A 26379-nucleotide genomic window follows, 5' to 3' on the forward strand; every position below is an offset into this window, starting at 1 on the left:
CAGAGCATGGAGAAGACTCTATTAAGAGCATTATAGCGGTTTTTTATGTAAATAAAAGGGAATAGGTAAATAGAGGAATAAAGAGGAAGGAGCTGGTATGAGTTGAATTTTTTAGAAGAGGAAAAGCTTCGAAAGAAAGTAGTGATAAAAACATTTGTCTTCTTACCTGTTGCGGTAGTAACGGGTATGATTCTGGCGAATGTTGCTATGGAAAAGGGTTTCCCTAGTATTCGTCAACTACTGATTACTGTTATAGCTAGTTATATCGTTACGACTGTTGTGTGGCTATTGCAGTCAGAAGATAAACAGATTGATAGGGAAAGAAAGCTACAGAAACGTCTCGATCATAAATCTAAAATGAGGAGAGTAATAGAGGGGATTGGTGCTATTGTCGTAACCTACTTCATTATTAAGCTTGTTTATCCACTATTATAAAGACCGCTCAATTAAAAGAGCGGTCTACTTCTTATGAAAATAAATCAAACACCATTGTGTCTCGAACTGTCATACGAGCATAATAAGTTCCTGAAACGTCAACTCCGACACTAAATCCTGCCGCTTCAAAGCCAGCACGAGCACTAGCATCGATTTGTGTGACGATGGTTGTTTGTCCCGTTACAGTAAACTCTCTTACTGGAAAATCACCATGAAGAATATCCGTATTTGAATCTTCTAAAGTATGGGGACCGCTCCCTGTTGTCCACCATGCATCGCGAATGTCGACAACTTCTTCATAAATACCTTCAGCATTTTTAGTGACAACAAACCGCACATTTAAAACAACTTCAAGCCCGTTGTATTCCCTTGTGGAGAACATTTCCATAAATTCCTCAGTCGGTGGCACCGTTATCGGTGGAGGTAAAAGCGGATGATCATCTGCTGCTTGGACGGTATTTCGTAGGGTGATTTGTTCCAATAGGTCATTGGTTGTGAGATCTCTAATAAAGAGAGTATCGTTTTCCTTTTCAACGTTTACAAGATCTTCTGCGTAAGGTAACTCAATAAACAGACCGTTCAACTCTTCGTAGTAAACATTCTCTGGTGGAGTTGCGTGGACTTTTGCCGCGTCTGTCGATGCATGTGCATAAGAACTTCCTCCAGCCATAATAAAGAAAAAAAGAATGGAGGTGGTAAGGCTGTAAAACCAGGTTTTCATAATAAAAACTCCCTTCAATATTTTGTTGTACATGAAGAGAGTTACCCGGCAGCCAACAAAAATAAGCGTAACTGATATTGGGAAATGTACGGTTTGTTAAGCCGTTATAAAAGGTTTGAGAGCATGGCATTACTCAGTGAATGAATCCTTCAAATAGAGAAAATACCTGTTACAAGAGCTTTTTATTAACGATGATCATTGTCGATTTCTTGGGAAATCTAGTGGATCATACCCATTTTTAGTATAAAAAAGAGAACGGGAATGAGTAAAGCTGGTACTAAATTTAACGTTTTAAAGGAAGAGATTCCGACAATGTTTAGTCCTGTGCTCAGTATTAACAGCCCACCAATGATTGAAATCTCGGTCAGTAATTCAGGAGTAAAGAAAAGGGAAGCAAAGCTTGCTAGAAAGTAAATACTTCCTTGCCAAAGAAGCAAAATGAAGGCAGAGAAAGCAATACTAAACCCGAACGTTGCGGCAAGTACAATAGAGGTGAAGCCATCGAGTATCGCATTCGAATAAAGATACGTATATTGATCATTTAATGCAGCTTCTATTGGCCCAACAATTGATAGCGTACCAACACAAAAAAGGAGAATAGCGGTCGTTACCCCTTCATTCGCTTGTCCTCTAAGTATGAAAGATAAGGCGCTACGAAACCGATCTTCAAATCGAGTCCACTCCCCAATAATGCCACCAAGCGCCATACTAATAATAAATAAGACAGGATATGCACTGTTTGGTAAATTGGTCGTAAGGGCTCCAATGCCAAGGCCGATAACGGCGAGCCCCATCCCTTGAAGAAGGATCGTATGAAATCGATCTGATAATCCTTTCTTTAACACAGTTCCTATGAAACTACCAATAAGAATTGTTGCTACATTTACAAACGTCCCAATCATAGAAAAGCCTTCTTTCTTTGTCTGTCGTCAAACTAGTTGTTTTTCACTAGTATACTAATACATTTAAACGTAAAGTCGATGTGAACTTTATGAACAAAATAAATAAAATGAATAAAATACATCGTTATTATCTAAATTCTCTTGCAATTACCGGTGTATATACATAAGATAAAGAAAAGGTGTTTGCAGGAGGACCTATGAAATCAATGGATCATAACATGTGTGGGTTAATTATTGATTTTGAAGAACAGCTTGGTCGGAAAGTTAACGAGAAAGAGTGGATGTTCCTTCAGTGGGTGACTGCGAAGGCAAGAGAGCAGAATGAACTGGATTATATCCAGCAATGTGACAAGTAAACAAAGCGTAAGGAATGTCTAGCCGTTTCACGACTGGAAAAGTTTTTCTTGACGTCATGGGTCATCTCATTTATAGTAACACTAACTTTAATGATAGGAGGAATGTTAAGAATGTTACCAGCAAGATTACGCCAGCAAACTTTGAACAAACAGTAATTCTATATGTTCAAAGGCTCTGTTTTCATAAACAGAGTAAACGGGAGTAGTCTGCACATTTTTAACAACCTTCACCGGATAGAAGAAACGGGGAGAAAGGCAGATTAGGCTGTCTTTCTTTTTTTTTGAAAAAAGGGAGACATGTCTTTGTTCTACCCTCGTTTACTCGTAACCACAGACGCCGTATGTCTGTGGTTTTTTGTGATGATGCGCCTTTTATCTCATCATGAAAAGGACGTGAAAGAATGGAACAATTAGTAGTAGAACTTAACGATATCCTTGTTACGTATGGAGATCAACTTATCTTGGAAATCGATCGCCTGCATCTACACCAATGTGATCGCATTGGTATTGTTGGGGAAAATGGAAGTGGAAAAAGTACGCTTATAAATGTGCTTGAAGGGAGTACTCAATCAAGTAGAGGTCAAGTTCATCGGCATATTGACTTTGCTTCTTTCGCTCAAAAAGAAGCCCCTGGAAAAGGTAAGGTGGAGGGTGAATGGAGTAGTAGACTGGAGCTTCCGAATCAAGGTCGAGCAGACATGAGTGGTGGTGAGCAAACACGTCTCAAATTAGCACAGCTGTTTAGTGCTTATCGGGAGGGGATGTTACTAGATGAGCCCACCACTCATCTGGATGAAAAAGGAGTCGATTTTCTTATTGAAGAACTTCGCTATTATGTTGGTACTCTTGTCATCGTTAGTCACGATCGGTATGTATTGGATCAGCTTGTAACGACAATTTGGGAATTAAAAGACGGTCAAGTAAATGAGTATAGCGGGAATTATACTGCTTATGAAGCGCAAAAAAGATTGGAACAATCGATTCAACAAGAGCAGTATGAACAAATGAAAAAGGAAAAGAATCGTCTCTTAACTGCTGCAGAAGAGAAAAAGAAAAAAGCACGAAACGTAACGAGAGGGAACCGGTCGATGTCAAAGAAGGAGACGAAAGCGACAGCGAATCGCATGTTTATGACAAAATCGAAAGGAACGAGTGAAAAGTCTATTCAGCGAGCAGCAAAGGCACTTGAACAACGTGCTCAGCAACTGCCCGAAGTAGATGCCGTTGAACGTGAAAGACAGATTGTGTTTCATCAGCCAGCGTATTTACAACTTCATAATAAAGTGCCGATCTTTGCCAATCAATTAACGTTAAAAAAACACGGTCGCGTATTAATAGAAGACGCAAGCTTCCAATTTCCTTTAGGTAAAACCATTGCCATTACAGGTGAAAATGGGTCAGGAAAAACGTCGTTGTTACAATCAATTGTAAGTCAACATGAAGGGATAACGGTCTCGCCCAATGTTCGGTTTGGCATTTATCAACAATTTGATTTTCAGTGGAAAGAAAGACTTTCGGTTCTAGCGTTTATTAAGCAAAATAGTGATCAGAGAGAGGCGAGAGTTCGTTCTGCATTAGCTAATATGGGCTTTTTGGGGAACGATTTAAGGAAATGTGTAAGTAAATTAAGTGGAGGAGAGTCTATCCGGCTACAGCTTTGTCATCTTTTCTTAGGTGAGTGGAATGTTCTGGTATTAGATGAACCAACTACTTTTCTGGATGTGAAAAGCATGAAAGCACTAGAACAATTTATTAAAGCATATGAAGGAACCATTATTCTTGTAAGTCATGATCGAACGTTTTTACATGAAGTAGCGGACGTGAAGTATACGATTAATAATCGCCAATTAATAAAGGGAGATGTTGGAGAATGAATCAAACAGAAATCATACAATTAGCTAGGCGCCATCAATTACTATTAGAGGAGAACTCTTTGAAAATAAATGAGTCTGGACTTGATTTTCGAGTAGTGCATGCGAAAGACACGACAGGTGAAAAATGGATTTTACGCATTCCTCGTAGGGCGGACTCCTTAAAACATAGTAAAAAAGAACAAGCAGCTTTAACGATCATAGACACACATGTAAGTTTTCAAGTCCCTCAGTGGACGATTTTTTCAAACGAGTTGATTGCCTATAAAGAGCTCGATGGTACACCGGCAGCGACCATTGATATGGAAAAGCAAGCGTACGTATGGATCTTTGATGAAACAAAACCTCCACATTCCTATCAGCAATCGCTAGGTAAGGTGATGGCGGATCTACACAATGTTTCAACGGATCAGATGGTACGAACTGGAGTTAATATGCTAAGTGGTACATCACTTCAATCTCATATGAGAGAAAGAATGAACCGTGTTAAAAATCATTTTGATATTCATCCAAAGCTATGGGCGCGTTGGCAAATGTGGCTAGAGAATGACTCGATTTGGCCGACTTTTTCAGGAGTGAAGCATGGAGATTTGCACCCGGGGCACATTTTGCTTAATGAACAATTCGAGGTAAGCGGTTTAATCGACTGGACGGAAGTAGCTGTTGGTGACGTGTCTGAGGATTTCGCAGCCCATTATCAACTTTTTGGAGAAGAGGGATTGGATCAATTACTTGTCACCTATGAGCAAGGAGGTGGGCGTGTGTGGAAAGGAATGAAGCAGCACATTATCGAGGTTCGTGCTGCGTCACCAATACTTGTTGCAGAATTTGCGTTGTCGTCAGGCTTAAACGATATGGTTGAAATGGCTAAACAGATGCTTTCATCTGATGGTTGAGGGCTGGATCAAAATGCTTTACTGACTGTTAAGGAGCGGGTAGAGTAGAGGCAGTGAGGTGAAGGATATGGGTGAATGGATACGAAATGTGCGTATGGAAACAGGGTTTGAAACAGAAGGGGACTTTGTATACGGCAGTAGAACCGAATCGTTCGATATACAGGTGGAGAACGGTAAGGTCATAGAGATACAGTCAGCCGGAAAACGAGATGGCTTTAATGCGTATGGAAATTTGTTACTACCAAGTTTACAAGAAATGCATTGTCATTTAGACAAAAGTAAGCTTGGTGTGCCTTGGCAACCAATTACACCAGCGAATTCGATTGTTGAGCGATTTACACAAGAAATAAAGGAACTCGATCAGTTAGATCTCTCATTACAAGAGCGTGCACGCAATTTAATCGATCTAGAATTGGCGAACGGCGTTACGTTCTTTCGATCCCATATCGACGTTCATCCTAAAGTTGGACAGCGGTATTTAGAAGAAGTACAAGACGTGTTACATCACTTTAAAGGAAAACTTGACTATGAACTCGTTGCGTTTCCTCAACATGGTATGCTGCGCTCCGATGCCTATGGAGAAGTGAAGCAAGCTTTGGAGGCTGGAGTGAATTTGATTGGGGGTGTAGACCCTTCTTCCCTTGATGGGGACGTAGAAAAATCCCTATCTCAAACCTTTGAGCTCGCTACAGCGTTTCAAATTCCAATTGACATTCATGTTCATGATCGTGGGGAGCATGGACGAGAAACAGTCAAGACGCTCCTCGATTACACAAAGCAAAGCGGTTGGCAAGGCAAGGTAGCGATTAGCCATGCATTTGGGTTGAACGACTTTGTTGGAGAAGAAAGGGCTGAGGTTTTTACAGAGTTAGCCAAGACAGGAATTTCAGTTGTATCAAGTGTTCCTATTACAGGTGTTATCCCACCTTTGGAAGAGTTACGATCATATGGGGTACAGGTAAGAATTGGCTGTGACAATGTTTACGATTCTTGGTCTCCTTTTGGAACTGGTAAGGTTACGGAGAAGCTTAACCGCTATGCAGAAATGTTCCGTTTAACAAAGCACGATACGCTAACAAACGCACTCGAACTCATCACAGGTCAGCCGCTTTTGTACGAAGAAGGTTTACCATGGCTTCAAGAAGGAATGGATGCTTCGTTTATTCTTGTTGATAGCTCTTCTACAGCAGAATTTGTTGCCAGACAAAACGACGTGATGGCTAGTTTTTTCAAAGGAAAGCTTGTTTATCAAAAGGAGGGTGTATGATGATTACGAGTGAGGATAAAGCCTATTTACTCCAGTGTATTGAACTAGCAAAGAAAGCGCTGGAAAATGGTGATGAACCGTTCGGATCACTACTCGTTTCAGCAAAAGGAGACATCCTATTTGAAGTCCATAATCATGTTTCTAGTGGTGACCAAACACAACATCCTGAATTTGCTATAGCGAGGTGGGCAGCCGCTCACTTAACAGCTGAAGAACGGAAGGTTGCAACTGTATACACGTCTGGTGAACATTGCCCAATGTGTGCAGCTGCTCACGGTTTAGTAGGGCTAGGCAGAATTGTCTATGTAAGCTCGTCAAAGCAATTGCGTGAATGGAAAAAGGAAATAGGGTTGGAGCCCGGCAATTTGCACCCTCTAGCTATTGAAGATGTAGTCAAATCGATTTCTGTTGATGGACCTGACGAAGAATTAGCAGAAGAAGTGAAACGTCTTCACGTCTTAAAGCATTCAACATAAAATGAAAAGAGACTGGGACAAAAGTAGATAGACAGACCAAAATGACGAACATTCCTGAAAATAGGAACGTTCGTCGTTTGTTTTATATGAAAATGAGCGGAAGGAGAACCCGAAGACTCCTAGGGGATCAGCACGTGTCTGAAGACTCTGGAGTGGCGGTTTTTCACGGAGGAGGCTGAGGCCGTGTCTCCGGAAAGCGAAGGATTCTCCTGTAGCGGTGCTACTCAGCATATTTTAGACTATTCGTCTTTTCAAATACTACTTTTCGTTATGTCCCAGCCTCTTTTTAACGATCTCGTTAGAAAAAATACATTACTCTTTAGTTTGTTCATTTGCTATGGTTCCTTGGTGAAAAAAAAGTTTCCAATCCGTTCCGTCGTACTTCCAAATCGAACTTCTTAACGTTTCTCGGTTTAAACAATGGTTTTTCACTCGGTAAGTGGTGAGAGCGGCCTGTTCACCAAGTTGATGCATAGTCCAATCATGCAATGTTAACGTGTGAAGGCTTGCGCCATCGACGAAATCGTGGCGAGTGAAAACCTTCCCTGAACTCCCGAATTCAACAAAATCGTCCGCTAGTATGTGACCAAGCGCTTCACCAGATTCTCGGACCGCTCCACTTAGATGACATTCTTCCAATTGTTTAAGATGCATTTCCAGATTCATCGATTCACCCTCTCTACGAACCAGCTCATGATAGACTTTGACGTAAGTGCTATTTTTATTGTGTATAGAATATCGTACATCAATCAGCATGAAAGGTGAAGTTGAATAGAGGCATCAACGAAAAAAAGAGCTCTACTACTCCTGCTATAGGGCCTCAAACGCTAGAAAACTTTCTAGCCAAACATCGTTACGTCGGGTCTTTAACAACTGTCAGTTCCTCTAGCTGTGGATGCTGAGAACCAACGAACGTAGCTCCGCTAGTACGTTGATTGACGATAAAGTCAATGTGCTGCTTGGTAATTCTTTCACCTGGAATGAGAATGGGTATTCCAGGGGGATAGGAGATAACGAATTCTGTATTTATTTTACCGAGACTAGCTGAAAGAGGGACGAGTTGTTGCGGTGAGAAACTGGCTTTTCTTGGTGTCATGCTCATGACTGGTGCTGGTGGTTTCACTACAGGGTTCATTACTGATGAAGATTTTTGATAGCGAGCGATTAGTTTTTTGAGAGCACGAAATAATTTCTTTGCGTCTTTTTTCGTTGTTCCGATTGTGAAGATAGCTAAAGCGTAGCGAGTGTCAGCTAGTTCAAGTAGAATATTTGATTCTTTTTCTAGCAGTTGTTTTAATTCATATCCAGAAAGGGGGAGTGTATCTATTTTTATGATGACTTTCGACTGATCAAGATCGAATGAAGCATCTGAGGAAAGTAGGTCATCTTTAGTCGGGCAAGAAATACCCGTTAGTGTGTTTACTTTTGTACGGAAATCCTCAGCAAGTGCCAGTGCTCTCTGAAGTTGCAACCTTCCCGATTGTTCTAGCTGATAACGAGTTGAATCCAGAGAAGCAATGAGTTGAAAAGGACGCGAGGTGGACATTAAATAGTTCATTGCGTTCTGAACGTTCCGGAAGTCAACCAGCCCTTTTCGATAGAGAAGAATTGACGTTTGATTCATAGAGCCACCAAGTTTATGCAGACTTGTGGCTGCTAGGTCAGCCCCTGCTTCCATTGCACTAATAGGTAATTGAGGATGGAAAGGTAAATGAGCTCCATGTGCTTCATCTACAATAACAGGGATCTGTTTATCGTGAGCAATGGAAACAATTGTTTGTAAATCTGTGCAAACACCAAAATAGGTGGGGTTAATTAGTAAAATGGCTTGAATATTTGTATACTGATTGATTGCACGTATAAGCGAGTTCGCAGAGTAATGATGGGAAATGCCAAGGTCGTTATCAAATTCGGTCTCAAGAAAGAGAGGCTCCACACCGGCGAGGATCATTGCTGCTACGACAGAACGATGTACGTTCCTAGGCACAATCATTTTGCCGCCATCGTTACAGGTTGCCAAAATCATAGCCATGATGGCGGTACTCGTTCCTTGGGTGGATAGAATGCTTCGATCTGCATGATAGGCTTTTGCCATCTCATTAGCTACATCATTTAAAACGGATGGTTCTAAGACGTTAACATCGATCATATCAAGTTCAAACAAATGGCTTTTGGCTAGCTTACTAAATGTTGACTCTGTTCCGATCTTATGATGCCCTGGCGTATTAAAGTGAGTGCGTTTCTGAGCGAGAAACGCTTTTGCGAACTGGTCAGTTGGATAATTTCTTTTACCCAAGGTGCTCACACCCTTAATTTGTATAAATAGACAGTAACTTTCTCTACTATAGTAAGCAGGAGTATGACAAGGGTGACAAAAACAGATGAATGGCGTGCAATATCAATCAAGAACACGGTTTTATACATAATGATTTCGTTGAGATAGAGTGGTGAAGATTTGAGCCAATGACAAATAATCGAAATTATTAGGCATTTTTAGCGTATAATCCTCAACTTGAGCATGGTACCCTAATAATAAATAAAGTGATACAGGCACGATTCTTAAAGTGACTAAAGAAACGGTAAAAGTGTTTCCAGGTAAATGAAAACGCTTACTAACGAGAAGGGGGTACAGGTTTTGTCAGTCATAAGAGGGAGAGGACGTTGGGTTTTTCCTAGTTTGACAAGTGTTGTCGCTGTTATGGTGTTAGCGGGGTGTTCAGCAGAGGAATCCGATGCCATTGAAGAAACGATTACGATTGAAGGAAAGACAACTGTTACTTACTGGCATAATCATACCGGTAGAGGGCTTGAAGCAATTCGCCAAGTTGTATCCGATTTTAACGAGAGTCAAGATGATATATTTGTGCAAGAAATTTATAGTGCTTCAACAGAAGGGGACGATCAACGCTTACTGACAGCGATTGCTGGAGGAAACCCACCTGATCTTGCTCATTTTGACCGCTTTAAAGTCGCTCAATATGCAGCTGAAAATTCATTAGAACCACTTACACCGTTTATTGAAAACGATCAATATGATATGGGCTTATATTACGATTACGCTGTTGACGAAACGACTTATGAAGATGATATTTATGCCATGCCAATTACAACGGATTCCCGTCTATTGTTTTATAATAAAGACCGCTTTCAAGAAGTTGGTCTTGATCCAGAAAATCCACCAACGACCATAGAAGAATTGGAAGACGCTATTGAAAAGTTGTCTACTATTGAGGACGGGCGAGTAGAGGAGTTAGGAATGGTTCCCTGGACCGCTCAAGGATGGTTGTATACATGGGCTTGGACTTTCGGCGGCGATTTCTATGATATGGAGACGAATACGTTAACCATTGATCATCCTAAAAATGTGGAGGCACTAGAATGGCTCGTGTCAATCGCAGATCAATACGATGCTGCAACCGTAACGAGTTTTGATACGGCTCAAGGGAGTAATGAAATGGACCCCTTTATTCAAGGGATTTATAGTATGAAAGTCGATGGTCCCTTTTCCATATCAACGATTCAGCAATATAAACCGGATCTAAATTATGGTGTCACACCGATACCAACACCAACTGGAGATGATTTCGCCACATGGTCAGGTGGGACATCTGTCATTATTCCAAAAGGTGCCCATCATGCTGAAGAAGCATGGGAGTTTATGAAATACTTTGGTAGTTACGAGGGGCAAATGACCTACAGTGAAATTAATAATCAAATGTCTGTCATTGATAAAGTGAACGAAGATTTGTATCAGGATGATCCAATAATGACTGAATTTATTGATATTTTACCGAACTCAAATGCACGACCACCTATTCCTAGTGGCCAACTGTTGTGGAATGAATTAGACAGAGCGGTAGAATACGCTATTCATGGAAGAGGAGAGCCACAAGAGCTTTTAGAGCGTGTTCAAAGAAGGGTAAACCAAGCAGAGGCTGAGGAATAGGAGGAATTCAATATGGCGCAACTTGAAACGAATAAACCGACCAAAGTAAGAGTGAATAAGCGACGATCAAACGAAAACCTTACAGGCTGGCTGTTTGCGATGCCTTGGGTAATTGGGCTACTACTCTTTTTTGGCTACCCATTGCTTTCGTCCATGTATTACAGCTTTACAGACTTCAGTATTCTTCAAAGTGGAGAATTCATAGGATTAGCTAATTACCGTGAGCTGTTTCAAGATGATTTATTTTGGATTTCCATATATAACACCATATATTTTGCTGTCTTTTTTGTACCACTTAGTATCATCTTTGGTGTCGCTCTTGCAATGGTGCTGAACATGAAGGTAAAGGGAATGGCGGTCTATCGAACGATCTTTTTCTTACCAACACTTGTACCACATGTGGCTTTGGCTATTTTATGGGTATGGCTCTTAAACCCCCAGTTCGGATTAGTCAATGCGATGCTTGATTTTGTCGGCATTCAAGGGCCACCATGGCTAGGAAGTACGTTCTGGTCAAAGCCGGCACTCATATTAATGTCGCTTTGGGGAATTGGGCAAGCGGTCATTATTTATTTAGCCGGGTTAAGTGATATTTCTCAAGAATATTATGAAGCAGCTGAAGTAGACGGCGCAACATTCTTACAAAAAACCTTTAAAATTACGTTGCCTTTGCTAACACCGGTTATCTTTTTTAACTTGGTGATGGGTTTTATCGGTGCTTTTCAACAATTCACATTGCCCTATGCCATGACGAATGGAACAGGAACACCAGCTGATTCATTAACCTTTTACGTCATGTATTTATACGATAATGCATTTAGCTATTTTAGAATGGGCTATGCTTCGGCAATGGCGTGGATTTTGTTTCTCATTATTCTAGTACTAACGAGTCTTGTCTTCTGGAGTTCAAAAAAATGGGTTCACTATCAAGGTGATTGAGGAGGAATGAGAAGTGGAAGCAACTGCAAAGAAGCGTTTTAAAAAGATTTATGCACATACTGTTTTAATAATCGCGTCCATCATCTTTCTCGTTCCATTTATTTGGATGGTGTCAACGTCGTTTAAACCGATCACACAAGTATTTAGTTTTCCACCTGAATTTATCCCTCGTCCTTTTCAATGGGAAAATTATATAGAAGCGACTCAATACATCCCATTTTGGACGTACACATATAACACCGCAGTGATCACAGGATTAAGCACATTAGGCGTAGTCATTTCTTGCCCAATTGTTGCTTATAGCTTCGCAAAGTTACGCTGGCGTGGACGCAACGTGATGTTCGCCATTACCATTGCTGTCATGATGATTCCAGCTCAAGTAACAATGATTCCGTTATTCTTACTTTTTAATCAATTCGGTTGGGTAGGAACGAATTTACCTCTTATTGTGCCAGCATTTTTTGGGGTTCCGTTCTCTATTTTCCTTTTGCGTCAGTTTTTTAAAGGATTGCCAGATACATTAAGAGAAGCAGCAAAGATTGATGGAGCAAGTGAGTGGCGAATTTACTGGCAGATTATGTTTCCGTTAGCGAAACCAGCCATTCTAGCTATTGCGTTGTTTCAATTCATGGCTTCATGGACAGATTTTCTTGGACCGCTCATTTATTTAACAGAAGAAGCATCTTACACACTATCATTAGGTTTACAACAATTTCAAAACCAACAAGGGTCTCAATGGCATCTAATGATGGCGGTTTCCACCATGATGACATTACCGATTATCGTTCTTTTCTTCTTTATGCAAAAAACGTTTATTAATGGCATTACCTTTACAGGAATAAAAGGATAGTAAAAAACAAAAGACGAATGCCCAAGATTTAATAAGTTCCTTCCAGTGTCTCACTTTTTTACGTGTCGACTAGATAGGAAACTGTTCATGGGAATCATTCGTCTTTTTGTTGCATTCTAAGCATTTGATTTACTTTGTTTTAAAGCTTAAGAAGCCATCGTCAACCGGAATGGTTTGACCGTTTACAGCATTGGCTGCGTCTGTAAATAAAAACGTAACGACATTTGCGACTTGCTCAGGTTTAATGAATTGTTGTCGCATGTGTAGTTGGGCAAGTTGTTCTTTCGCCTCATCTGAGTCACCTAAAATGGGGGTATCAATAAATCCTGGTGCAACGCCAACAGAACGAATGCCATAATCAGAAAGTTCTAAGGCTGCTGATTTTGTCATCATCACAACGGCTGCTTTCGCTGCATTGTAATTAAAACTGCCTAAGGCAGCAATAGAGCCGTAAATGGATGCTGTATTCACAATTGTTCCTTTTACACCTAATTCAACCAATTTCTTCGCAGTATAGTAAATACCGTAATAAACACTATGCTGATCAACGTCTATGACTTTATGATAAGATGCAGGATCTAGTTCAAGCAGTGGTTTTACAAGCCCGATACCGGCATTGTTAAAAATACCATTAATTGTATTGAATTTTTCTACGGTCCAATGAACCATTGCTTCTACTTCTTCTGCTTTTGAGACGTCTACTTTATAAGAAACAACTTTATCTGCAAGATCCATTTCTGTTGCGAGTGATGCTGCCGCTTCACTGTTAAAATCAGCAATCACAACTGACGCTCCCTTAGCTGCAAGTTGTTTAACGGTTTCTTTACCAATACCACTTGCGCCACCTGTTACGATAATTGCTTGTCCTTCCATTTCCATAAGAATCCCTCCTATATCGTTAGCGATTGCACGCTTTACTAAGCTTACCTTGATTGAAGCTCATTATACGCTTTCCAATTTAAGCCGCAAGTAGGCACCTTCATGTGACTTAGTAGCATGAAGGATAGTGAGCATAAGAAAATAGTGTCGTTATAAATATGAAGCATAAAGCTGTACAAATCTTTTTCTTTTTATTATAGTTATTAAAGAGTTGTTATATCTATTATCTAAGGGGATAAAAAATGAACAATCGGATCCAACGTAAAATAGCAAATTTAGAAGGGTTACAACGGTTTCCTGCTGAAGACTTATTTTCGTACTTTACAATTAATAAAAAGGATACGATTTTGGATGTTGGTACCGGAACAGGCTACGTGGCTCGTGCCGTGGCAACTAAAGTCGATAAAGTGTACGCACTTGACTCAGACAAAGACATTTTAGCGTACCTCATGAAAACAAGTGACGAAAGCGGCATTCGAAACATTGAACCTATTATTGGAGATTTTAAATCAATACCAATTCCTAAAGATCATGTCGATACAGCGATTGCCTCTATTTCTTTACATGAAGTGAAGCCGTTATCTGTTGTGTTAGACCAAATTCGATCAACTCTAAAGCAAGGTGGAGTATTTGTCTGCATTGATATAGAGAAAACGGAAAACGCGTCAGCACCAAGAGCCTTCTCTGGAGAAATGGAACAGGAAATGATGAATGCTGGGTTTACCATTGTTAACAAATCATTTCCTGCAATGAAGCTAGGTAAGGAGCCACTTTATGTAATTGTAGGCAGAAAATAAAGAAGAAATGCATGTAAGCGTGGTGGGCTTCTTAACGAATCCACTACGCTGTTTTCATTCAAAGAAGGGCATTGGAAAACGGAAGTGGATTAACGGGTACAGTATCTTCTTTTGTCATGGTACAATGAAAAAAAGGAGGAGATGCCTGATGAATTTGCCAAGTTGTTGGTCATGTCAATATACTTACTCCTATAAACAAGCGTACGTATGTACATTTGCAAAAACTAAATGCCCATCTTGCGGAGAGAAGCAGTACCAGTCAAAGCGAAGTAAGCTAAATTTTGGTTTGATCTTTCTTATGGCATTTATTCCATTGTTTATTGTTAGGACGTTTACCGCTATTTCATTTCCAGCGTATATAGGTATGATGTTGCTCTTGTTTGTCGTTGTTTCTTTTCTTTTGCCTTTTTGTTATCGCTTTACAGAGGAGCAGAAAAGTTATTTTTAGAATGGAACGGGCTGCTTGATTGGAAGCGTTTTATTAGAGGAGTCGTTGCGAATGAAATACATTGAGTGCGGGTGGGGGAATCGTTGGTTGTTGCGAACTGAAGTCGAGTATAGAGATGGAACCGAAATGGAATATAGGGGCTGGAAAGGCCCGGTATCGGTTCGCTCTCTCTATTTGCGACTGTGGGTTGGTCACACCATACTCATCCTAGATAGCAAAGAAGGGGTAAAGAAGCAACAAAAGACGCAATCGCGATTTAAATGTGTAGTTGGACTTGTGAGTGAGTAGAAGAATTTAAATAGAACCCTTGTGGTTCTATTAGTACATTTAATGACCGGTATCAGCTTTAGAATGTGCGTCTATAGGAGGATCAATAAGCTCACCGATACTTGTGGTTGAGGAAAAAGAAAAGAACAATATGGTTAGTAAGGCTATGGGAGCCCATTTTTTCATATTAATCAACTCCTAATTTTAATAGGTTTTTCTTTGAAGAATAAGCTTCGCGTAAATATTTTAGAGAGAGATCAGTTCGCTTCTGTTTTTCAAAATAGATCGCTAATTCATCTGCCATTTCTTCAATTTCGAAGTGTAGGTCATGGTCTTTTAACATTTGGAGAGACCGGTCAATGAGATAATGGTTCTCGTCAACGTACAAGCTCTTTAATATGGAACAATTTGCAATGAATTCTGTCATATTAAAATACTTTGCCTCTTGTAATCCTTCTTTTAAGAAGATAACTGCGGTTTCCATTTCATTAAGCTTGAATAGCGTTAAAGCTAAATTATATTTTGTTTTTGTGATGAGTGGGTTTGTTTCTGTCCCCATCTTTTCTAAGACCTTCTCATAATATCCTCTTGCGGCAGAATAGTTTTTGTAACGATATTCATTAATACCGAGCATACGAAGAACAATGACTTCAGCAACGGGGTAGTTACGTGCACTTACAAGATTTTCTTGCAAGATGTCATTTGCTTTTTCATAATTATCTGTTTCAGAAAATAAACCAGCTAACAAGTTATAACTGAAAATGGTTTTTTCCGTGTACTGAAGACGTTTGAACGTAACAATTGCATCTTCTAAGTATGAGCTAGCAAATACATATTGATTTATTCTGTATAAACTTGACCCCATGTAATAATGAAATTCTGCCTCTTCTGCGTCATCTTTTACATATTCTAGCAATCGCTCTGCTTTACGAAATAATTTAATTGCACTGCGATAATGCTCTTGAAGAAATTCATGCTGACCACTAATAAAATAATAGTAATAATGTAGGAGATTATCCATGGAACTTTTTACAATAGGGTCAATGCGATTAAACATTTCGTCGCCTGCTTCTCTATCTGTTGTTTGATCCATCATCATGTTAAAGCGGTACTCGACAAGGGAGTAATAAGCAAGAATTTGGTCACTTTCCTCCATTTTATTAAGCATGTCCTTAATTTCAGCTTGCAGATGAATCGCTTGATCAACGGATCGAGCAATAATGCAACTGTACCATTCTACAATCTTCGCCCCGACAATTTCTGAGCGAATGAAGTCCGACATATGTAACCCCCTCCTTTCTTCGTATATGGCTTATTTTACTAATAAAAGGGAATTCATGTAAGAACTATTTGATATTTCCCAATACGCTATTTGTTTATTTTTAGGTAATGTGTATTCATAAAAATACACCACCAGTAACTGCTCGACAGCTACCGATGGTGTTAGACGCGTTGTTCAGACATTCGTAGTGATTTTCTCATATACAGCCGATCTAGCAACCCAATGATGTGAGGCTTGTTCAACCAATTCATGATCAGCCTCTTCTTCAATAAAGGGTAATGGCAGCGTTGGAACTGGCTCATAGCGACGCAGGCTAGGGTTGGTAATCGGTATAGCAGCCAACAAATTTTTTGTGTAAGGGTGGTGGGGTTGTTCGAAAATCCTTTTTGTCGATCCCATTTCGACTATTCTCCCCTTGTACATAACAGCGACGCGATCGCAAAATTGCTGGACCATCGAGAGATCATGGGCAATAAAGAGATATGTTAGCCCAAGCTTCTGTTGAAGGTCTTTGAGTAGCTCGATCATTTGGGTCTGAATGGATGCATCAAGTGCAGAAAGAATTTCATCACACACAATAAGCTTTGGTTGAACTGCCAGTGCCCGCGCAATGCCAATTCGTTGTCGTTGCCCACCTGAGAATTCGTGAGGGTAGCGATAAGCCATGTCACGGTCTAAGCCTACTAATGTTAGGAGTTCAACGACACGGGTGTAACGCTCTTGCTTCGTCTGTACTAATTGATGCAAATCAAGTGCTTCGCCAATACTATCAATAATTTTCAGGCGTGGATCTAATGAGGCATATGGGTCCTGAAAGATAATTTGAATATGGCGACGCATGTGTTTTAATTCGTTTGGTGTCAGATGCCCTAGGTCAAAGCCTTCATATAGAACTTCTCCACTAGTCGGTTTATGCAAATGAAGCAGCGAACGACCAGTTGTTGATTTTCCAGATCCAGACTCACCGACAAATCCAAATGACTCGCCTTCATAAATGGTAAAGGAAACATCGTTGACTGCTTTCGTTACATGCCCTTTTGCTAATTGAAAATACTGTTTTAAGTTGCGAACTTGAAGCAGCGGCTTGTTATCTGAAAAAGTAGGTTCTTCTTTATCCGTCATCATCTTAGGAAAAGCATCCAGTAAGCGCTTCGTATAAGGATGTTGTGGGTAATCAAAGATATCTGTTGCCTGATTTTCCTCTACAATTTCTCCTTCTTTCATTACGATTACTCGATCACACAGTTCTGCTACGACACCGAAGTCGTGTGTAATAAGCAAAATGGATGTACCTGTCTCAGCTTGAATGTCTTTTAATAAATCTAATAGTTGAGCTTGCACCGTTACATCGAGTGCGGTAGTTGGTTCATCTGCAATAAGGAGGCGAGGTTTGCTTGCAAGAGCGATGGCAATAACGATGCGTTGCCTCATTCCGCCTGAAAATTCATGAGGGTACTGTTTAAATCGCTGTTCAACTTCTGCAATGCCGACTTTTTCCATTAGTACCAATGCTTCTTGTTTAGCTTTATGAGGGGTAAGCTTCTGATGTTTCCGAATGCTTTCTGTTATTTGTTTTCCAACTGTCTTAGTCGGATTTAAAGATGTCATTGGATCTTGGAACACCATTCCAATTTCTTTACCACGAATACGCTGCATCTTTTTCTCAGGTAAATCTAGTAAATTAGTTGATAAGAATTCAATTTGACTATCATCACCATAGACAGCAGAAGGAGAAAGTAGTTGCATAATCGCTTTCGCTGTGACGCTCTTGCCACTACCTGATTCTCCAACGATGCCAAGGGTTTCTCCTTTATTAATCGTGAAACTTATCTGTTTGACCGCTTCAATATAATCATCACCATTTATAAAGCCAACTGATAAGTCTGAGATGCGCATTAATTGCTCCATTGAAAATCCTCCGTTTACGTTCTTTTTCTTATCATAAAATTAAATCCCGATTAAATCAATATACTTAATTGACTTAACAGACAAGCGGTGCTATATTCATACATACATTTATAGATTTTTTTATAGTTGGAGGTGATGAGAGATTGTCCACGTTGCGAGTCACAGCCTTTATCGCTTCTCAATATGATAAAGCGATGCAGCAACCATCGTATCGTTTTTTACTGTTGTTGCTCGGATTACCACTACATATCATTCGGTTGGTCGTTGTGCTAGTACAACCTTCGACAACAACTGTTTTTGCGGAATCCGAACGTCGACGGCAAGAATTAGTTGATCAAGAAAAGAAAAAACAAGCTTTTTTTAAGCAAGAGAAATCAGTACAAGTAACAAGCCAAATTGTGGATGCACGACTTAAACAAGAATTAAATGGCCAAAACGAAGGAGAGCTGCTTCAACGACTACGAAGAGATGTGTCAGCTTTTTTAACAAAGCCAGTTGGCTTTACAGTGGGCCTTGTTCTTGCATTGCCTATGTACGTACTGCTTATGATTTATGCGAATCCATACGTTAAATACATTGCTGAGCGCTTGCTAATGATGGTGTACGTCGTCTTCGGCGTAACCGCACTCGTATTTACCATCCTTTATTTATCACCATTTGATCCAGCAATAAATTTATTAGGGGAGCAAGCATCACGAGAGCAAATTGAAGCATTTAATCGGGTTTATGGGCTTGATCAATCATACTTTACTCAGCTCTGGCAAGCGGTTCAAGGCGTATGGACATTTGATTTAGGCCAGTCGTACGAAGGAAATGAAGACGTTGTTCAAACCATTTTTCGCAGGTTTCCGGTGACGTTACAATTAACACTTCTATCCCTTATTTTAGCCATTGTAATTGCGGTACCTGCTGGTATCTATGCAGCCGTAAAACGACATTCGTTTTATGATCAGTTCTTTATGTTTGTGGCATTAATTGGACTTTCAATTCCTAGTTTTTGGCTAGGTCTAGTCATGATATTGCAGTTTTCGATTCAACTAGGCTGGCTCCCGGCAACATATAGTAGCACAAACAATCTTTCGTTGCTCATGCCAGCAATTGTGCTTGGAACGAGTTTAACAGCTGCGGTTGCGCGAATGACACGTTCCTCAACACTGGATGTCATACAGGAAGATTATATGATGCTAGCAAAAGCAAAGGGACTGTCTGGTTGGACGGTTATCGTAAAGCACGCAGTACCGAATGCGTTAATTCCTGTTGTCACCATCATTGGTCTTCAATTTGGTGGAATGCTTGGTGGTGCTGCCGTTGTGGAGAAGGTCTTTAACATTAGTGGATTAGGTAGTTATATTGTGGATAAACAATTTATTCCTGATATACCAGCTGTACTTGGCGGTGTTATTTATATAGCGATTGTAATTTCGATTATTAATTTATTGGTTGATTTACTTTATGCATTCCTTGATCCACGGATACGAGCAAAAATGAAAGAATACTAGTTAGGGGGTGAGCGTGTGGATCGAGCTAGAAAACAGTTTACATTTCGTCAGGTTCGCTTCTTCTTCTTTTTATCGACTGGATTTTTTCTTCTGTTAACGTTAGTGAATCTAAACGGTAGGGGCGAATATGGTGGCTTCTTTCTTTATACATCTATCCAATTTATCATACTGATGTTACACGGCTTCCTTCTTTTTCTTGTTCATAAACGTCGCTATAAAGACAATGAAAGAGATGGCGTTAGCAAGGGCTTAGCGTGGGTACTGTTATTCGGTGTTTTTACAGGGAATGTCTTTGCGTCATTAGCTGCATTCTATGTCGTGAAAGAAAAACGAACTGCAACGACGATTCTTGCCTTTTATATGATTCTTGCAGATGTGCTCGTCATTCTTGTGTCGTTAGTGAATTTATTTAAGCCCTACGTGGCAAATACATTTATTCCATCTATGATTCTTTTATTTAGTGTATTGCTTATACACCTGTTGTTCTTTTTTGCACTTCCATTCATTCAGAAGTCAACGAGGAATAGAAAGCGGGGCCTAGGAATTCTCCTGTTACTAACAGTTGTAACAGGAAATCTATTCGTCTTATTTGTTCTCTATACAATGTTCATTCAAGAACAACAGAAGAGAGGACTACTAGAAAAATTAATTTCTTACCCAGCGCCGATGATTGGATTATTTTTCATTCTATTTTTATTTATGATATCTGTTAGTAGTTATGGTGTTTTTGATTACGGAGATGCTATTACCAATAATTACAGTACGATTCTAGCTGAACCAAGCCTTGCCCATCCGTTCGGCACAGATAATTATGGGCGTGATGTATTTTCACGCGTCATATTTGGGGCACGGATTTCTTTAATTGTAGGGTTTGTTGCAACCCTTGTTCCGTTTGTCATTGGAGGGATTTTAGGAGCTATTTCCGGTTATTTCGGCCGTCGTTCAGATAATGTGATTATGCGTTCTCTCGACGTTTTGTATGCTATTCCTGATGTTCTGCTTGCGATTACCATCATAGCGGCCTTCGGTGCAAGTACAGTCAATTTAATTTTGGCTTTAAGTGTAGGAGCGATTCCCGGTTATGCACGAACGATGCGTGCCAATGTATTACAAGTATCCAATCTAGAATATGTTGAATCTGCTCGTGCTTTAGGAGCAAATCATATAAAGGTTTTAGTGAAGCATGTCATTCCAAATGCCATGTCTCCAATGATAATTCGGTCAACATTAACAGTTGGCACCGCAGTTTTGGCGACAAGCAGCTTAAGCTACCTTGGTTTAGGCGTTGAACCACATATACCAGAATGGGGCAATATTTTAAGATTAGGAAGCTCCTATTTAGAAAGTCAGCCTCATCTTGCTTTATTTCCAGGTCTAGCAATCATTTTACTCGTATTGTCGTTTAATTTTTTAGGAGACGGCTTACGTGACGCAACCGATCCACGTTTATCGTAAAACAAATCTAAGGGGGATGTAACATGAAGAAACAATGGGGACTAACACTCGCGGCTTTTGCTTTGGTGGCACTAAGTGCTTGTAATGTCACAACACGTGACGATGTGGAGGGAGAGGCATCAGACGTTGAACCGCCAGCAGAAGCAGTTGACATAGAATTACTGGCAATGAGTAGCAACGAACAAGATATTAACATCTTACGTGATCAGTTAACGTCTAATGGATTTACGGTTTCAATTAACCAACAGCCTGATTATGGCAGCTTTGTTTCGCAGCGAGATGCTGGCAATTATGATATTGCTATCTCTAGCTGGACGACAGTGACAGGAAACCCGGATTATGCGATTCGTTCATTATTTAAATCAGATGGCGACAATAGTTTAATAGACGATGCCGATATTGATGCACTTATTGAACAAGGTTCAACCGAATCACCAGAAGAGTATACCGATACGTATCGTGAATTAGAAGAAACTCTAGTAACCGAGAATGCCTATATCGTTCCACTCTATACGTCAATGAAAAACCAGGCGTTTAATCAAGATGTGCTACAAGAGGAATCGGTTCGTCTATCAAAATCACGCGCATTCGCTTGGGACAGTGTTCGGTATGTAAATGAAGAAGAGCAAGGAGAAAGACCGTTAGTACTGACTCAAGCGATATCAGAATTAACATCCCTTGACCCAATTAAAGGGAATGACGGTTCCATTAATCAACTGAACACGAATATGTATGTTCGCTTAGTGAATCTAACCGATGATGATGCTATTACAGCGGATGCCTCTCTTTCATATGAATACGCCATTGCAGAGGGAAATGAGGATTACTATTTCGTTTTACGAGATGATCTCTTCTTTGCAGCGGTAGAGGGGGAAGATGTGGTGGAGACAGAGGAGCGTGTAGGAATTGAGGACGTTATTTTCTCTTTAGAGAGAGCGTCTGATCGCGATTCTGTGCCAGATCATCGGACGTATACTCTACATGAACATATCGGTGAAGTGACGGCTGTCTCCGATCTAACTGAATTAGAAAACGCGACATTGGCTGGAAGCTCAGATTCAATTCTTGAACAGTTGGAATCTGGTCTTGATCAATCGATTGATTCCCTTGTCACAGACAAGGATGCTGCGAATTCAGAGGAGGGGGCTTATCAAGTTGTGAAATTGACGACAACTGAGCCGTTTCCTCAAGTATTAAATTACTTAGCCCATCAATCAGCTGGCATTGTATCGAAGTCACAAGTCGAATCAGTGAACACCTATAACGTTGAAGAGTTTGATGTTAATACAGACATTCCTTATGGCGATCAGCGTTTAGTGACAGAAGGCAGTGGTTTAGAGAATAGTTTGTATGCAAGTGGTCCGTATATCATGACGCATAAGAACGACTATGAAGCAGTATTTTTGAAGAACCCAGGTTATCAAGCAGGAACAGAGTATGAGCCAGCAATTGAAGAAGTACGGGTTCGATTTATAAGTGACTCTGATTCAGCACTTTCGGCTTTACGTAGTGGGGAAATTGATATGTATTACGGCGTACCGGAAAATAAAATGGATCTTGTTGAAGGTGATGAAAAGCTTCAACTACAAAGTATTCCAAGTAACGGTGTAACGTATCTCGCGTTCAACACTTCTAACCGCGATGTAGCAGAAAGCGTTGATTTACGAAAAGCGGTTCTTTATGCAATTAATCAGGATGAAATTATTCAAGTATACAATAATGATAAATTGCCAGCGTACTCAACGCTCAGCCCACTCGTTGATACAGGGAATAAGCTTGAAGCAGATCAAAACAAAGTCTATGAGCATTTAAATGCTTATCTTGAAAGCAAGGATGAATAAAAAAACGAGCCTTTCAGTCGGTAAAGATGAAGCGCTAAAGCGTAAAAGAGGCTGGGACATAACGAAAAGTAGTATTTGAAAAGACGAATAGTCTAAAATATGCTGAGTAGCACCGCTACAGGAGAATCCTTCGCTTTCCGGGGACACGGCCTCAGCCTCCTCCGTGGAAAACCGCCACTCCAGAGTCTTCAGACACGTGCTGATCCCCCAGGAGTCTTCGGATTCTCCTTCCGCTCATTTTCATATAAAACGAACGACGAACGTTCCTATTTTCAGGAATGTTCGTCATTTTGGTCTGTCTATCTACTTTTGTCCCAGCCTCTATTTTTTAAAAATTCTCTAGGACTTTAGGTGTAACGATAACCTTGTTTTACCAATATGCTTATGGTATGTTTTAATGTGTGTAAATATTATGATTGTTTTTAAAAAAATATTCATTTAAGCGTTGAAAAGAATCAATTTAGATGAATGTACAGAACTTTACAAAATAATAGGGGGCAACGATCTTACAAATGAAGTATACGAAATTACTGAACACAACATTGGAAAAATATAAAACAAATGGAGCGGAAGACGCCTATCATTATATTTCTAAACATGCGAATGAGGTTGAAGGAAACCATGCTCAAATTTACAACTTTCAGTACGCTTTGGCTGCTGCATCTGGACACGAAGATGAAGCCTTAGCAATAATGAAAGAGGCGATCATGGAGAACGGTCATTGGTATTCTTATACCTACCTTTTGGAAGATGAGGACTTGGATTCCCTTCGTAAGAACGAGGAATTTCAATACATGATTGATCTATGTAGAAATAGAGAAGAAGAAGCGAAAAAAAATGCTGAATCGACATTGGAAGTGATTGTTCCAGATAAAGATCGTACAAAAGAGGGTTTATTCATCGCCCTGCATGGAAACCAAGAAAACAATTCGTTTACAAAAGTCAATTGGCAAACGGTTACATCAAATGGTTTCGTGTTAGCATTGCCACAGTCTTCTCAGATAGAATTCTCAGGTGGTTATAATTGGGATGATGTAGAAAAAGGATCAATGGAGTTGCAAACTCATTATGAAACAATGAAACAGAATGTTCAGGTGAATCATGGACCTATCATTCTTGGAGGCTTCTCTGCTGGGGCAGGCGTTATTTTAAACACCATTTTAAAACGTGATATGCCAGTACAAGGGTTTATTTTTGTGGGACCTTGGTTACCAGATGTCGAGCAGTATGCTGATGAATTAGCTATGATGGCAGACAAAGGCATAAAAGGGTACATTATCTGTGGTGATCAAGATGAAGATTCTCTTGACTGTACGAATACGTTTATTAAATTGCTAGAGAAAAAGAACGTAAAGCATGTGTTTGAATTAGTAAACGAATTAGACCATGATTATCCTGAAAATTTTGATCGGTTCTTGAACAAAGCGATTGACTATTTAACAAACCAACACTAAATCTTCGAGAAAAACAACAAGCAACTTGGAGCTGGCATAAGGAGAAAGCCATTTCCTCATAATCCATTTTCGTTTTGGACTTTATTGACTAAACAACCCCAACAATAAGCTGGTTAGCGTTTATCGTTGGGGCTTTATTTTAGGTCTAAGAGCTTTGAAGCAAGAGTTCCGTTCATTAGGATTTCGATGTTTCCGTAATTTCAACATGTGTGACATTTTCAGAGCGCACGAGTACTTCGTCTTCTTTCATGACTCCGAATGAAACAATCTTGTTTTCTGTTAGTGCACCATCAATCGATTTAGCTGCTTTATTCACGTCTCCATCATCCCTTATTGATTCATAAATGGGCTGTTCTCTACCTATAACATAGACTTTGATGTGATACGGCATGTACATTCTCCCCTCAATTGATTTAAAAATGTCTACTACAGAAAAGATAACCGTTAAAGCTAGATGTAAAACTAAAATACGAAGAATTTTTCAGGGAAACTTGATAAGAGTCAGCCTGTGAAGAGAAACACAAAAAACACTCTCATGAACGAGAGTGCTTTTGCTTCTTACACGACGCCAATAATAATAGCGATTACGACCATGACAATACTGAAACCCCAAAACCAGAAGAAGGAGTAACGAATGTATTTACCCATATCGATCCCTGCAAGTCCAACAGCTAGCCAGACAGCCGGAGCTAAAGGGCTTACAAATGTACCAACCACGTTTCCGATGAGCAATGCATAGGCAGTTGAAGTACTTGCAACACCAACCTCTGACGTAATTCCTTCTACAATAGGTAGAAGAGCAAAGTAGTAGGCATCTGTACTTGTGACAATATCAAACGGTACGCCAAGTAGACCAATGATAATATGGAGAAACGGTAAGACGGCAGCAGGTAGAATAGCAACGCTGTCTATCGCAATAGATTCTAACATCCCTGATCCTGTCAAAACCCCTAGAAATGTACCAGCTGATAAAATAACCGCAGCCATTAACAAGGCACTAGGAGAGTGTTCTTTAATGCGATCCATCTGTGTTTGGACGTTAGGATAGTTGATCATTAGTGCCAACACAAGCCCAATCATAAAAATATAAGCAGATGGGAGAGGGTTCCAAACTAATACACCGATTAAAGCTACAAATAAAATGGCATTTGGCCAAATAAGATGATAGCGCTTTAATGCGGGATCTCCAGAATTGCTAATTGAATCAAGTGCCTCTTTCATATCCGCATCGGTCATTGCTGTTGCTGCGGCTTCAGAATGAGCGGTTTTTTGGATGCGTTTTTTCTCTCGTATTCCCAACACGTACCCGAGGATTAACACAAGAACAACACCAATGATTTGCATAGGAATAAGTGGTAGCCATATTTCAACGGGATCACCGCCAATGACACTAGCTACTCGACCAGTTGGACCAGCCCAAGGAACCATATTCATAATACCTGCACTTATACCAACAAGCATCACGAGTAAATATGGACTCATACCGAGACGCTTGTACAACGGTAGTAATGCTGGAATAGTTAATAGAAAAGTCGTTGCACCGGCACCATCGAGATGAGCAATTGTACCAATTGCAGCTGTCCCAACTGCGACAGTAACGACGTTCCCTTTAGTCAGCCGAACCATCCCGCGAATAATAGGCTCAAAAAAACCAGTATCTTGTAAAACACCGAAGAACAGTATCGCAAAGATGAACATAATGGCTACATTGAGTACGCGGTCAATCCCTATTTCAAAGAAATCCGTAATTTCAGTAAATCCAAAACCTGCAACAAGTGCACCAACAAGGGGCACAATAATCATGGCAACAATTGGACTCGCTTTTCCCCATATAAGTAAAGCTACGGTAATAAGAATAATGGATATACCTATAATACTTAACAAGCTAAA

26 protein-coding genes are annotated in these 26379 nt (G+C 40.1%); 16 read left to right on the forward strand and 10 right to left on the reverse strand.

Features of this window, described 5'->3' with window-relative positions:
• Positions 1-102 precede the first annotated feature (102 nt).
• A complete protein-coding gene (locus tag E2L03_RS09090) occupies positions 103-435 on the forward strand; it encodes a hypothetical protein (RefSeq protein WP_124741377.1) in 333 nt (110 codons plus the stop codon).
• Positions 436-466: 31 nt separating this feature from the next.
• Here E2L03_RS09090 and E2L03_RS09095 read toward each other — a convergent pair whose 3' ends face one another.
• Both E2L03_RS09095 and E2L03_RS09100 read right to left on the reverse strand, forming a co-directional pair.
• Positions 467-1156 (reverse strand): hypothetical protein, encoded by a 690-nt coding sequence (locus E2L03_RS09095; RefSeq protein WP_038476937.1) that lies wholly within the window; start codon positions 1154-1156, stop codon positions 467-469.
• 218 nt (positions 1157-1374) lie between these two features.
• Positions 1375-2058, reverse strand: coding sequence for a DUF554 domain-containing protein (locus E2L03_RS09100; RefSeq protein WP_038476940.1), 684 nt, complete (start codon positions 2056-2058; stop codon positions 1375-1377).
• A gap of 206 nt (positions 2059-2264) precedes the next feature.
• Here E2L03_RS09100 and E2L03_RS20385 point away from each other — a divergent pair, with 206 nt between their 5' ends.
• The 5 genes from E2L03_RS20385 to E2L03_RS09120 all read left to right on the forward strand — a co-directional run bounded on the left by E2L03_RS20385 (position 2265) and on the right by E2L03_RS09120 (position 6924).
• Positions 2265-2414: a hypothetical protein gene (locus E2L03_RS20385; RefSeq protein ID WP_166740253.1), complete on the forward strand. Its 150-nt coding sequence runs from the start codon at positions 2265-2267 to the stop codon at positions 2412-2414.
• Between the two features lie 401 nt (positions 2415-2815).
• On the forward strand, positions 2816-4288 hold the full coding sequence (abc-f, locus tag E2L03_RS09105; RefSeq protein WP_134259012.1) for a ribosomal protection-like ABC-F family protein: 1473 nt from the start codon (positions 2816-2818) through the stop codon (positions 4286-4288).
• Complete coding sequence (locus E2L03_RS09110; RefSeq protein ID WP_134259013.1) at positions 4285-5181, forward strand: macrolide 2'-phosphotransferase; 897 nt, start codon at positions 4285-4287, stop codon at positions 5179-5181. Before abc-f ends, E2L03_RS09110 begins: the two co-directional genes overlap by 4 nt.
• Positions 5182-5248: 67 nt before the next feature.
• Entirely contained in the window at positions 5249-6448 is a 1200-nt protein-coding gene (locus E2L03_RS09115) for an amidohydrolase (RefSeq protein ID WP_134259014.1), read from the forward strand.
• Positions 6448-6924, forward strand: a complete 477-nt coding sequence (locus E2L03_RS09120) for a nucleoside deaminase (protein WP_134259015.1) — start codon at positions 6448-6450, stop codon at positions 6922-6924. The genes E2L03_RS09115 and E2L03_RS09120 overlap by 1 nt, the downstream gene beginning before the upstream one ends.
• A 312-nt stretch (positions 6925-7236) precedes the next feature.
• Here the strand turns inward: E2L03_RS09120 and E2L03_RS09125 are convergent, their stop codons facing one another.
• Entirely contained in the window at positions 7237-7590 is a 354-nt protein-coding gene (locus E2L03_RS09125; protein ID WP_055737232.1) for a nuclear transport factor 2 family protein, read from the reverse strand.
• A 187-nt stretch (positions 7591-7777) separates the two neighbouring features.
• A complete protein-coding gene (locus E2L03_RS09130; RefSeq protein ID WP_134259016.1) occupies positions 7778-9220 on the reverse strand; it encodes an aminotransferase class I/II-fold pyridoxal phosphate-dependent enzyme in 1443 nt (480 codons plus the stop codon).
• Between the two features lie 339 nt (positions 9221-9559).
• On the opposite strand from E2L03_RS09130, the gene E2L03_RS09135 reads away from it, so the two are divergent.
• From E2L03_RS09135 to E2L03_RS09145, 3 genes are read left to right on the forward strand one after another with little or no spacing between them, the layout of a single operon-like run.
• Positions 9560-10870 (forward strand): ABC transporter substrate-binding protein, encoded by a 1311-nt coding sequence (locus E2L03_RS09135; RefSeq protein WP_241741818.1) that lies wholly within the window; start codon positions 9560-9562, stop codon positions 10868-10870.
• A 12-nt stretch (positions 10871-10882) separates the two neighbouring features.
• Positions 10883-11809: a carbohydrate ABC transporter permease gene (locus E2L03_RS09140; RefSeq protein ID WP_095149616.1), complete on the forward strand. Its 927-nt coding sequence runs from the start codon at positions 10883-10885 to the stop codon at positions 11807-11809.
• A gap of 13 nt (positions 11810-11822) precedes the next feature.
• Positions 11823-12659 carry a carbohydrate ABC transporter permease gene (locus tag E2L03_RS09145; RefSeq protein WP_038476961.1) on the forward strand — a complete coding sequence of 279 codons (837 nt, stop codon included), beginning with the start codon at positions 11823-11825 and terminating at the stop codon, positions 12657-12659.
• A gap of 129 nt (positions 12660-12788) precedes the next feature.
• Here E2L03_RS09145 and E2L03_RS09150 read toward each other — a convergent pair whose 3' ends face one another.
• Entirely contained in the window at positions 12789-13538 is a 750-nt protein-coding gene (locus tag E2L03_RS09150) for an SDR family NAD(P)-dependent oxidoreductase (RefSeq protein ID WP_134259017.1), read from the reverse strand.
• Between the two features lie 242 nt (positions 13539-13780).
• On the opposite strand from E2L03_RS09150, the gene E2L03_RS09155 reads away from it, so the two are divergent.
• From E2L03_RS09155 to E2L03_RS09165, 3 genes are all read left to right on the forward strand, one after another.
• Entirely contained in the window at positions 13781-14335 is a 555-nt protein-coding gene (locus E2L03_RS09155) for a class I SAM-dependent methyltransferase (RefSeq protein ID WP_134259018.1), read from the forward strand.
• Between the two features lie 148 nt (positions 14336-14483).
• On the forward strand, positions 14484-14783 hold the full coding sequence (locus E2L03_RS09160; protein WP_166740254.1) for a TIGR04104 family putative zinc finger protein: 300 nt from the start codon (positions 14484-14486) through the stop codon (positions 14781-14783).
• A 51-nt stretch (positions 14784-14834) separates the two neighbouring features.
• Entirely contained in the window at positions 14835-15071 is a 237-nt protein-coding gene (locus E2L03_RS09165; protein WP_038476969.1) for a DUF3977 family protein, read from the forward strand.
• A gap of 39 nt (positions 15072-15110) precedes the next feature.
• On the opposite strand, the gene E2L03_RS20850 is transcribed toward E2L03_RS09165, so the two are convergent.
• The 3 genes from E2L03_RS20850 to E2L03_RS09175 form a co-directional block, all read right to left on the reverse strand.
• Entirely contained in the window at positions 15111-15236 is a 126-nt protein-coding gene (locus tag E2L03_RS20850) for a hypothetical protein (RefSeq protein ID WP_276324723.1), read from the reverse strand.
• 1 nt (position 15237) lies between these two features.
• Positions 15238-16332: a response regulator aspartate phosphatase gene (locus E2L03_RS09170; protein WP_134259020.1), complete on the reverse strand. Its 1095-nt coding sequence runs from the start codon at positions 16330-16332 to the stop codon at positions 15238-15240.
• 174 nt (positions 16333-16506) lie between these two features.
• Positions 16507-18240 (reverse strand): ABC transporter ATP-binding protein, encoded by a 1734-nt coding sequence (locus E2L03_RS09175; protein ID WP_134259021.1) that lies wholly within the window; start codon positions 18238-18240, stop codon positions 16507-16509.
• A gap of 143 nt (positions 18241-18383) precedes the next feature.
• Between E2L03_RS09175 and E2L03_RS09180 the strand changes: the two genes are divergently transcribed.
• From E2L03_RS09180 to E2L03_RS09195, 4 genes are all read left to right on the forward strand, one after another.
• Entirely contained in the window at positions 18384-19739 is a 1356-nt protein-coding gene (locus E2L03_RS09180; RefSeq protein WP_241741817.1) for an ABC transporter permease, read from the forward strand.
• Positions 19740-19754: 15 nt separating this feature from the next.
• Positions 19755-21194 carry an ABC transporter permease gene (locus tag E2L03_RS09185; RefSeq protein WP_134259022.1) on the forward strand — a complete coding sequence of 480 codons (1440 nt, stop codon included), beginning with the start codon at positions 19755-19757 and terminating at the stop codon, positions 21192-21194.
• A 23-nt stretch (positions 21195-21217) separates the two neighbouring features.
• Entirely contained in the window at positions 21218-23035 is a 1818-nt protein-coding gene (locus E2L03_RS09190; RefSeq protein ID WP_055737242.1) for an ABC transporter substrate-binding protein, read from the forward strand.
• 512 nt (positions 23036-23547) lie between these two features.
• Positions 23548-24489: an alpha/beta hydrolase gene (locus E2L03_RS09195; protein ID WP_134259023.1), complete on the forward strand. Its 942-nt coding sequence runs from the start codon at positions 23548-23550 to the stop codon at positions 24487-24489.
• A gap of 175 nt (positions 24490-24664) precedes the next feature.
• On the opposite strand, the gene E2L03_RS09200 is transcribed toward E2L03_RS09195, so the two are convergent.
• Positions 24665-24880, reverse strand: coding sequence for a hypothetical protein (locus tag E2L03_RS09200; protein WP_038476988.1), 216 nt, complete (start codon positions 24878-24880; stop codon positions 24665-24667).
• A gap of 167 nt (positions 24881-25047) precedes the next feature.
• Positions 25048-26373 (reverse strand): CitMHS family transporter, encoded by a 1326-nt coding sequence (locus tag E2L03_RS09205; RefSeq protein WP_124741390.1) that lies wholly within the window; start codon positions 26371-26373, stop codon positions 25048-25050.
• Between the last annotated feature and the right edge of the window lie 6 nt (positions 26374-26379).

It is taken from the genome of Shouchella oshimensis (assembly GCF_004375095.1).
Taxonomy (GTDB): domain Bacteria; phylum Bacillota; class Bacilli; order Bacillales; family Bacillaceae_D; genus Shouchella; species Shouchella oshimensis.

Coding starts and splice junctions, on each gene's coding strand:
- E2L03_RS20385 (WP_166740253.1), top strand. CDS start 2,265: ATGGATCATAACATGTGTGGGTTAATTATTGATTTTGAAGAACAGCTT.
- E2L03_RS09190 (WP_055737242.1), top strand. CDS start 21,218: ATGAAGAAACAATGGGGACTAACACTCGCGGCTTTTGCTTTGGTGGCA.
- E2L03_RS09155 (WP_134259018.1), top strand. CDS start 13,781: ATGAACAATCGGATCCAACGTAAAATAGCAAATTTAGAAGGGTTACAA.
- E2L03_RS09175 (WP_134259021.1), bottom strand. CDS start 18,240: ATGGAGCAATTAATGCGCATCTCAGACTTATCAGTTGGCTTTATAAAT.
- abc-f (WP_134259012.1), top strand. CDS start 2,816: ATGGAACAATTAGTAGTAGAACTTAACGATATCCTTGTTACGTATGGA.
- E2L03_RS09120 (WP_134259015.1), top strand. CDS start 6,448: ATGATTACGAGTGAGGATAAAGCCTATTTACTCCAGTGTATTGAACTA.
- E2L03_RS09160 (WP_166740254.1), top strand. CDS start 14,484: ATGAATTTGCCAAGTTGTTGGTCATGTCAATATACTTACTCCTATAAA.
- E2L03_RS09115 (WP_134259014.1), top strand. CDS start 5,249: ATGGGTGAATGGATACGAAATGTGCGTATGGAAACAGGGTTTGAAACA.
- E2L03_RS09170 (WP_134259020.1), bottom strand. CDS start 16,332: ATGTCGGACTTCATTCGCTCAGAAATTGTCGGGGCGAAGATTGTAGAA.
- E2L03_RS09200 (WP_038476988.1), bottom strand. CDS start 24,880: ATGCCGTATCACATCAAAGTCTATGTTATAGGTAGAGAACAGCCCATT.
- E2L03_RS20850 (WP_276324723.1), bottom strand. CDS start 15,236: ATGAAAAAATGGGCTCCCATAGCCTTACTAACCATATTGTTCTTTTCT.
- E2L03_RS09110 (WP_134259013.1), top strand. CDS start 4,285: ATGAATCAAACAGAAATCATACAATTAGCTAGGCGCCATCAATTACTA.
- E2L03_RS09095 (WP_038476937.1), bottom strand. CDS start 1,156: ATGAAAACCTGGTTTTACAGCCTTACCACCTCCATTCTTTTTTTCTTT.
- E2L03_RS09140 (WP_095149616.1), top strand. CDS start 10,883: ATGGCGCAACTTGAAACGAATAAACCGACCAAAGTAAGAGTGAATAAG.
- E2L03_RS09100 (WP_038476940.1), bottom strand. CDS start 2,058: ATGATTGGGACGTTTGTAAATGTAGCAACAATTCTTATTGGTAGTTTC.
- E2L03_RS09165 (WP_038476969.1), top strand. CDS start 14,835: ATGAAATACATTGAGTGCGGGTGGGGGAATCGTTGGTTGTTGCGAACT.
- E2L03_RS09125 (WP_055737232.1), bottom strand. CDS start 7,590: ATGAATCTGGAAATGCATCTTAAACAATTGGAAGAATGTCATCTAAGT.
- E2L03_RS09195 (WP_134259023.1), top strand. CDS start 23,548: ATGAAGTATACGAAATTACTGAACACAACATTGGAAAAATATAAAACA.
- E2L03_RS09150 (WP_134259017.1), bottom strand. CDS start 13,538: ATGGAAATGGAAGGACAAGCAATTATCGTAACAGGTGGCGCAAGTGGT.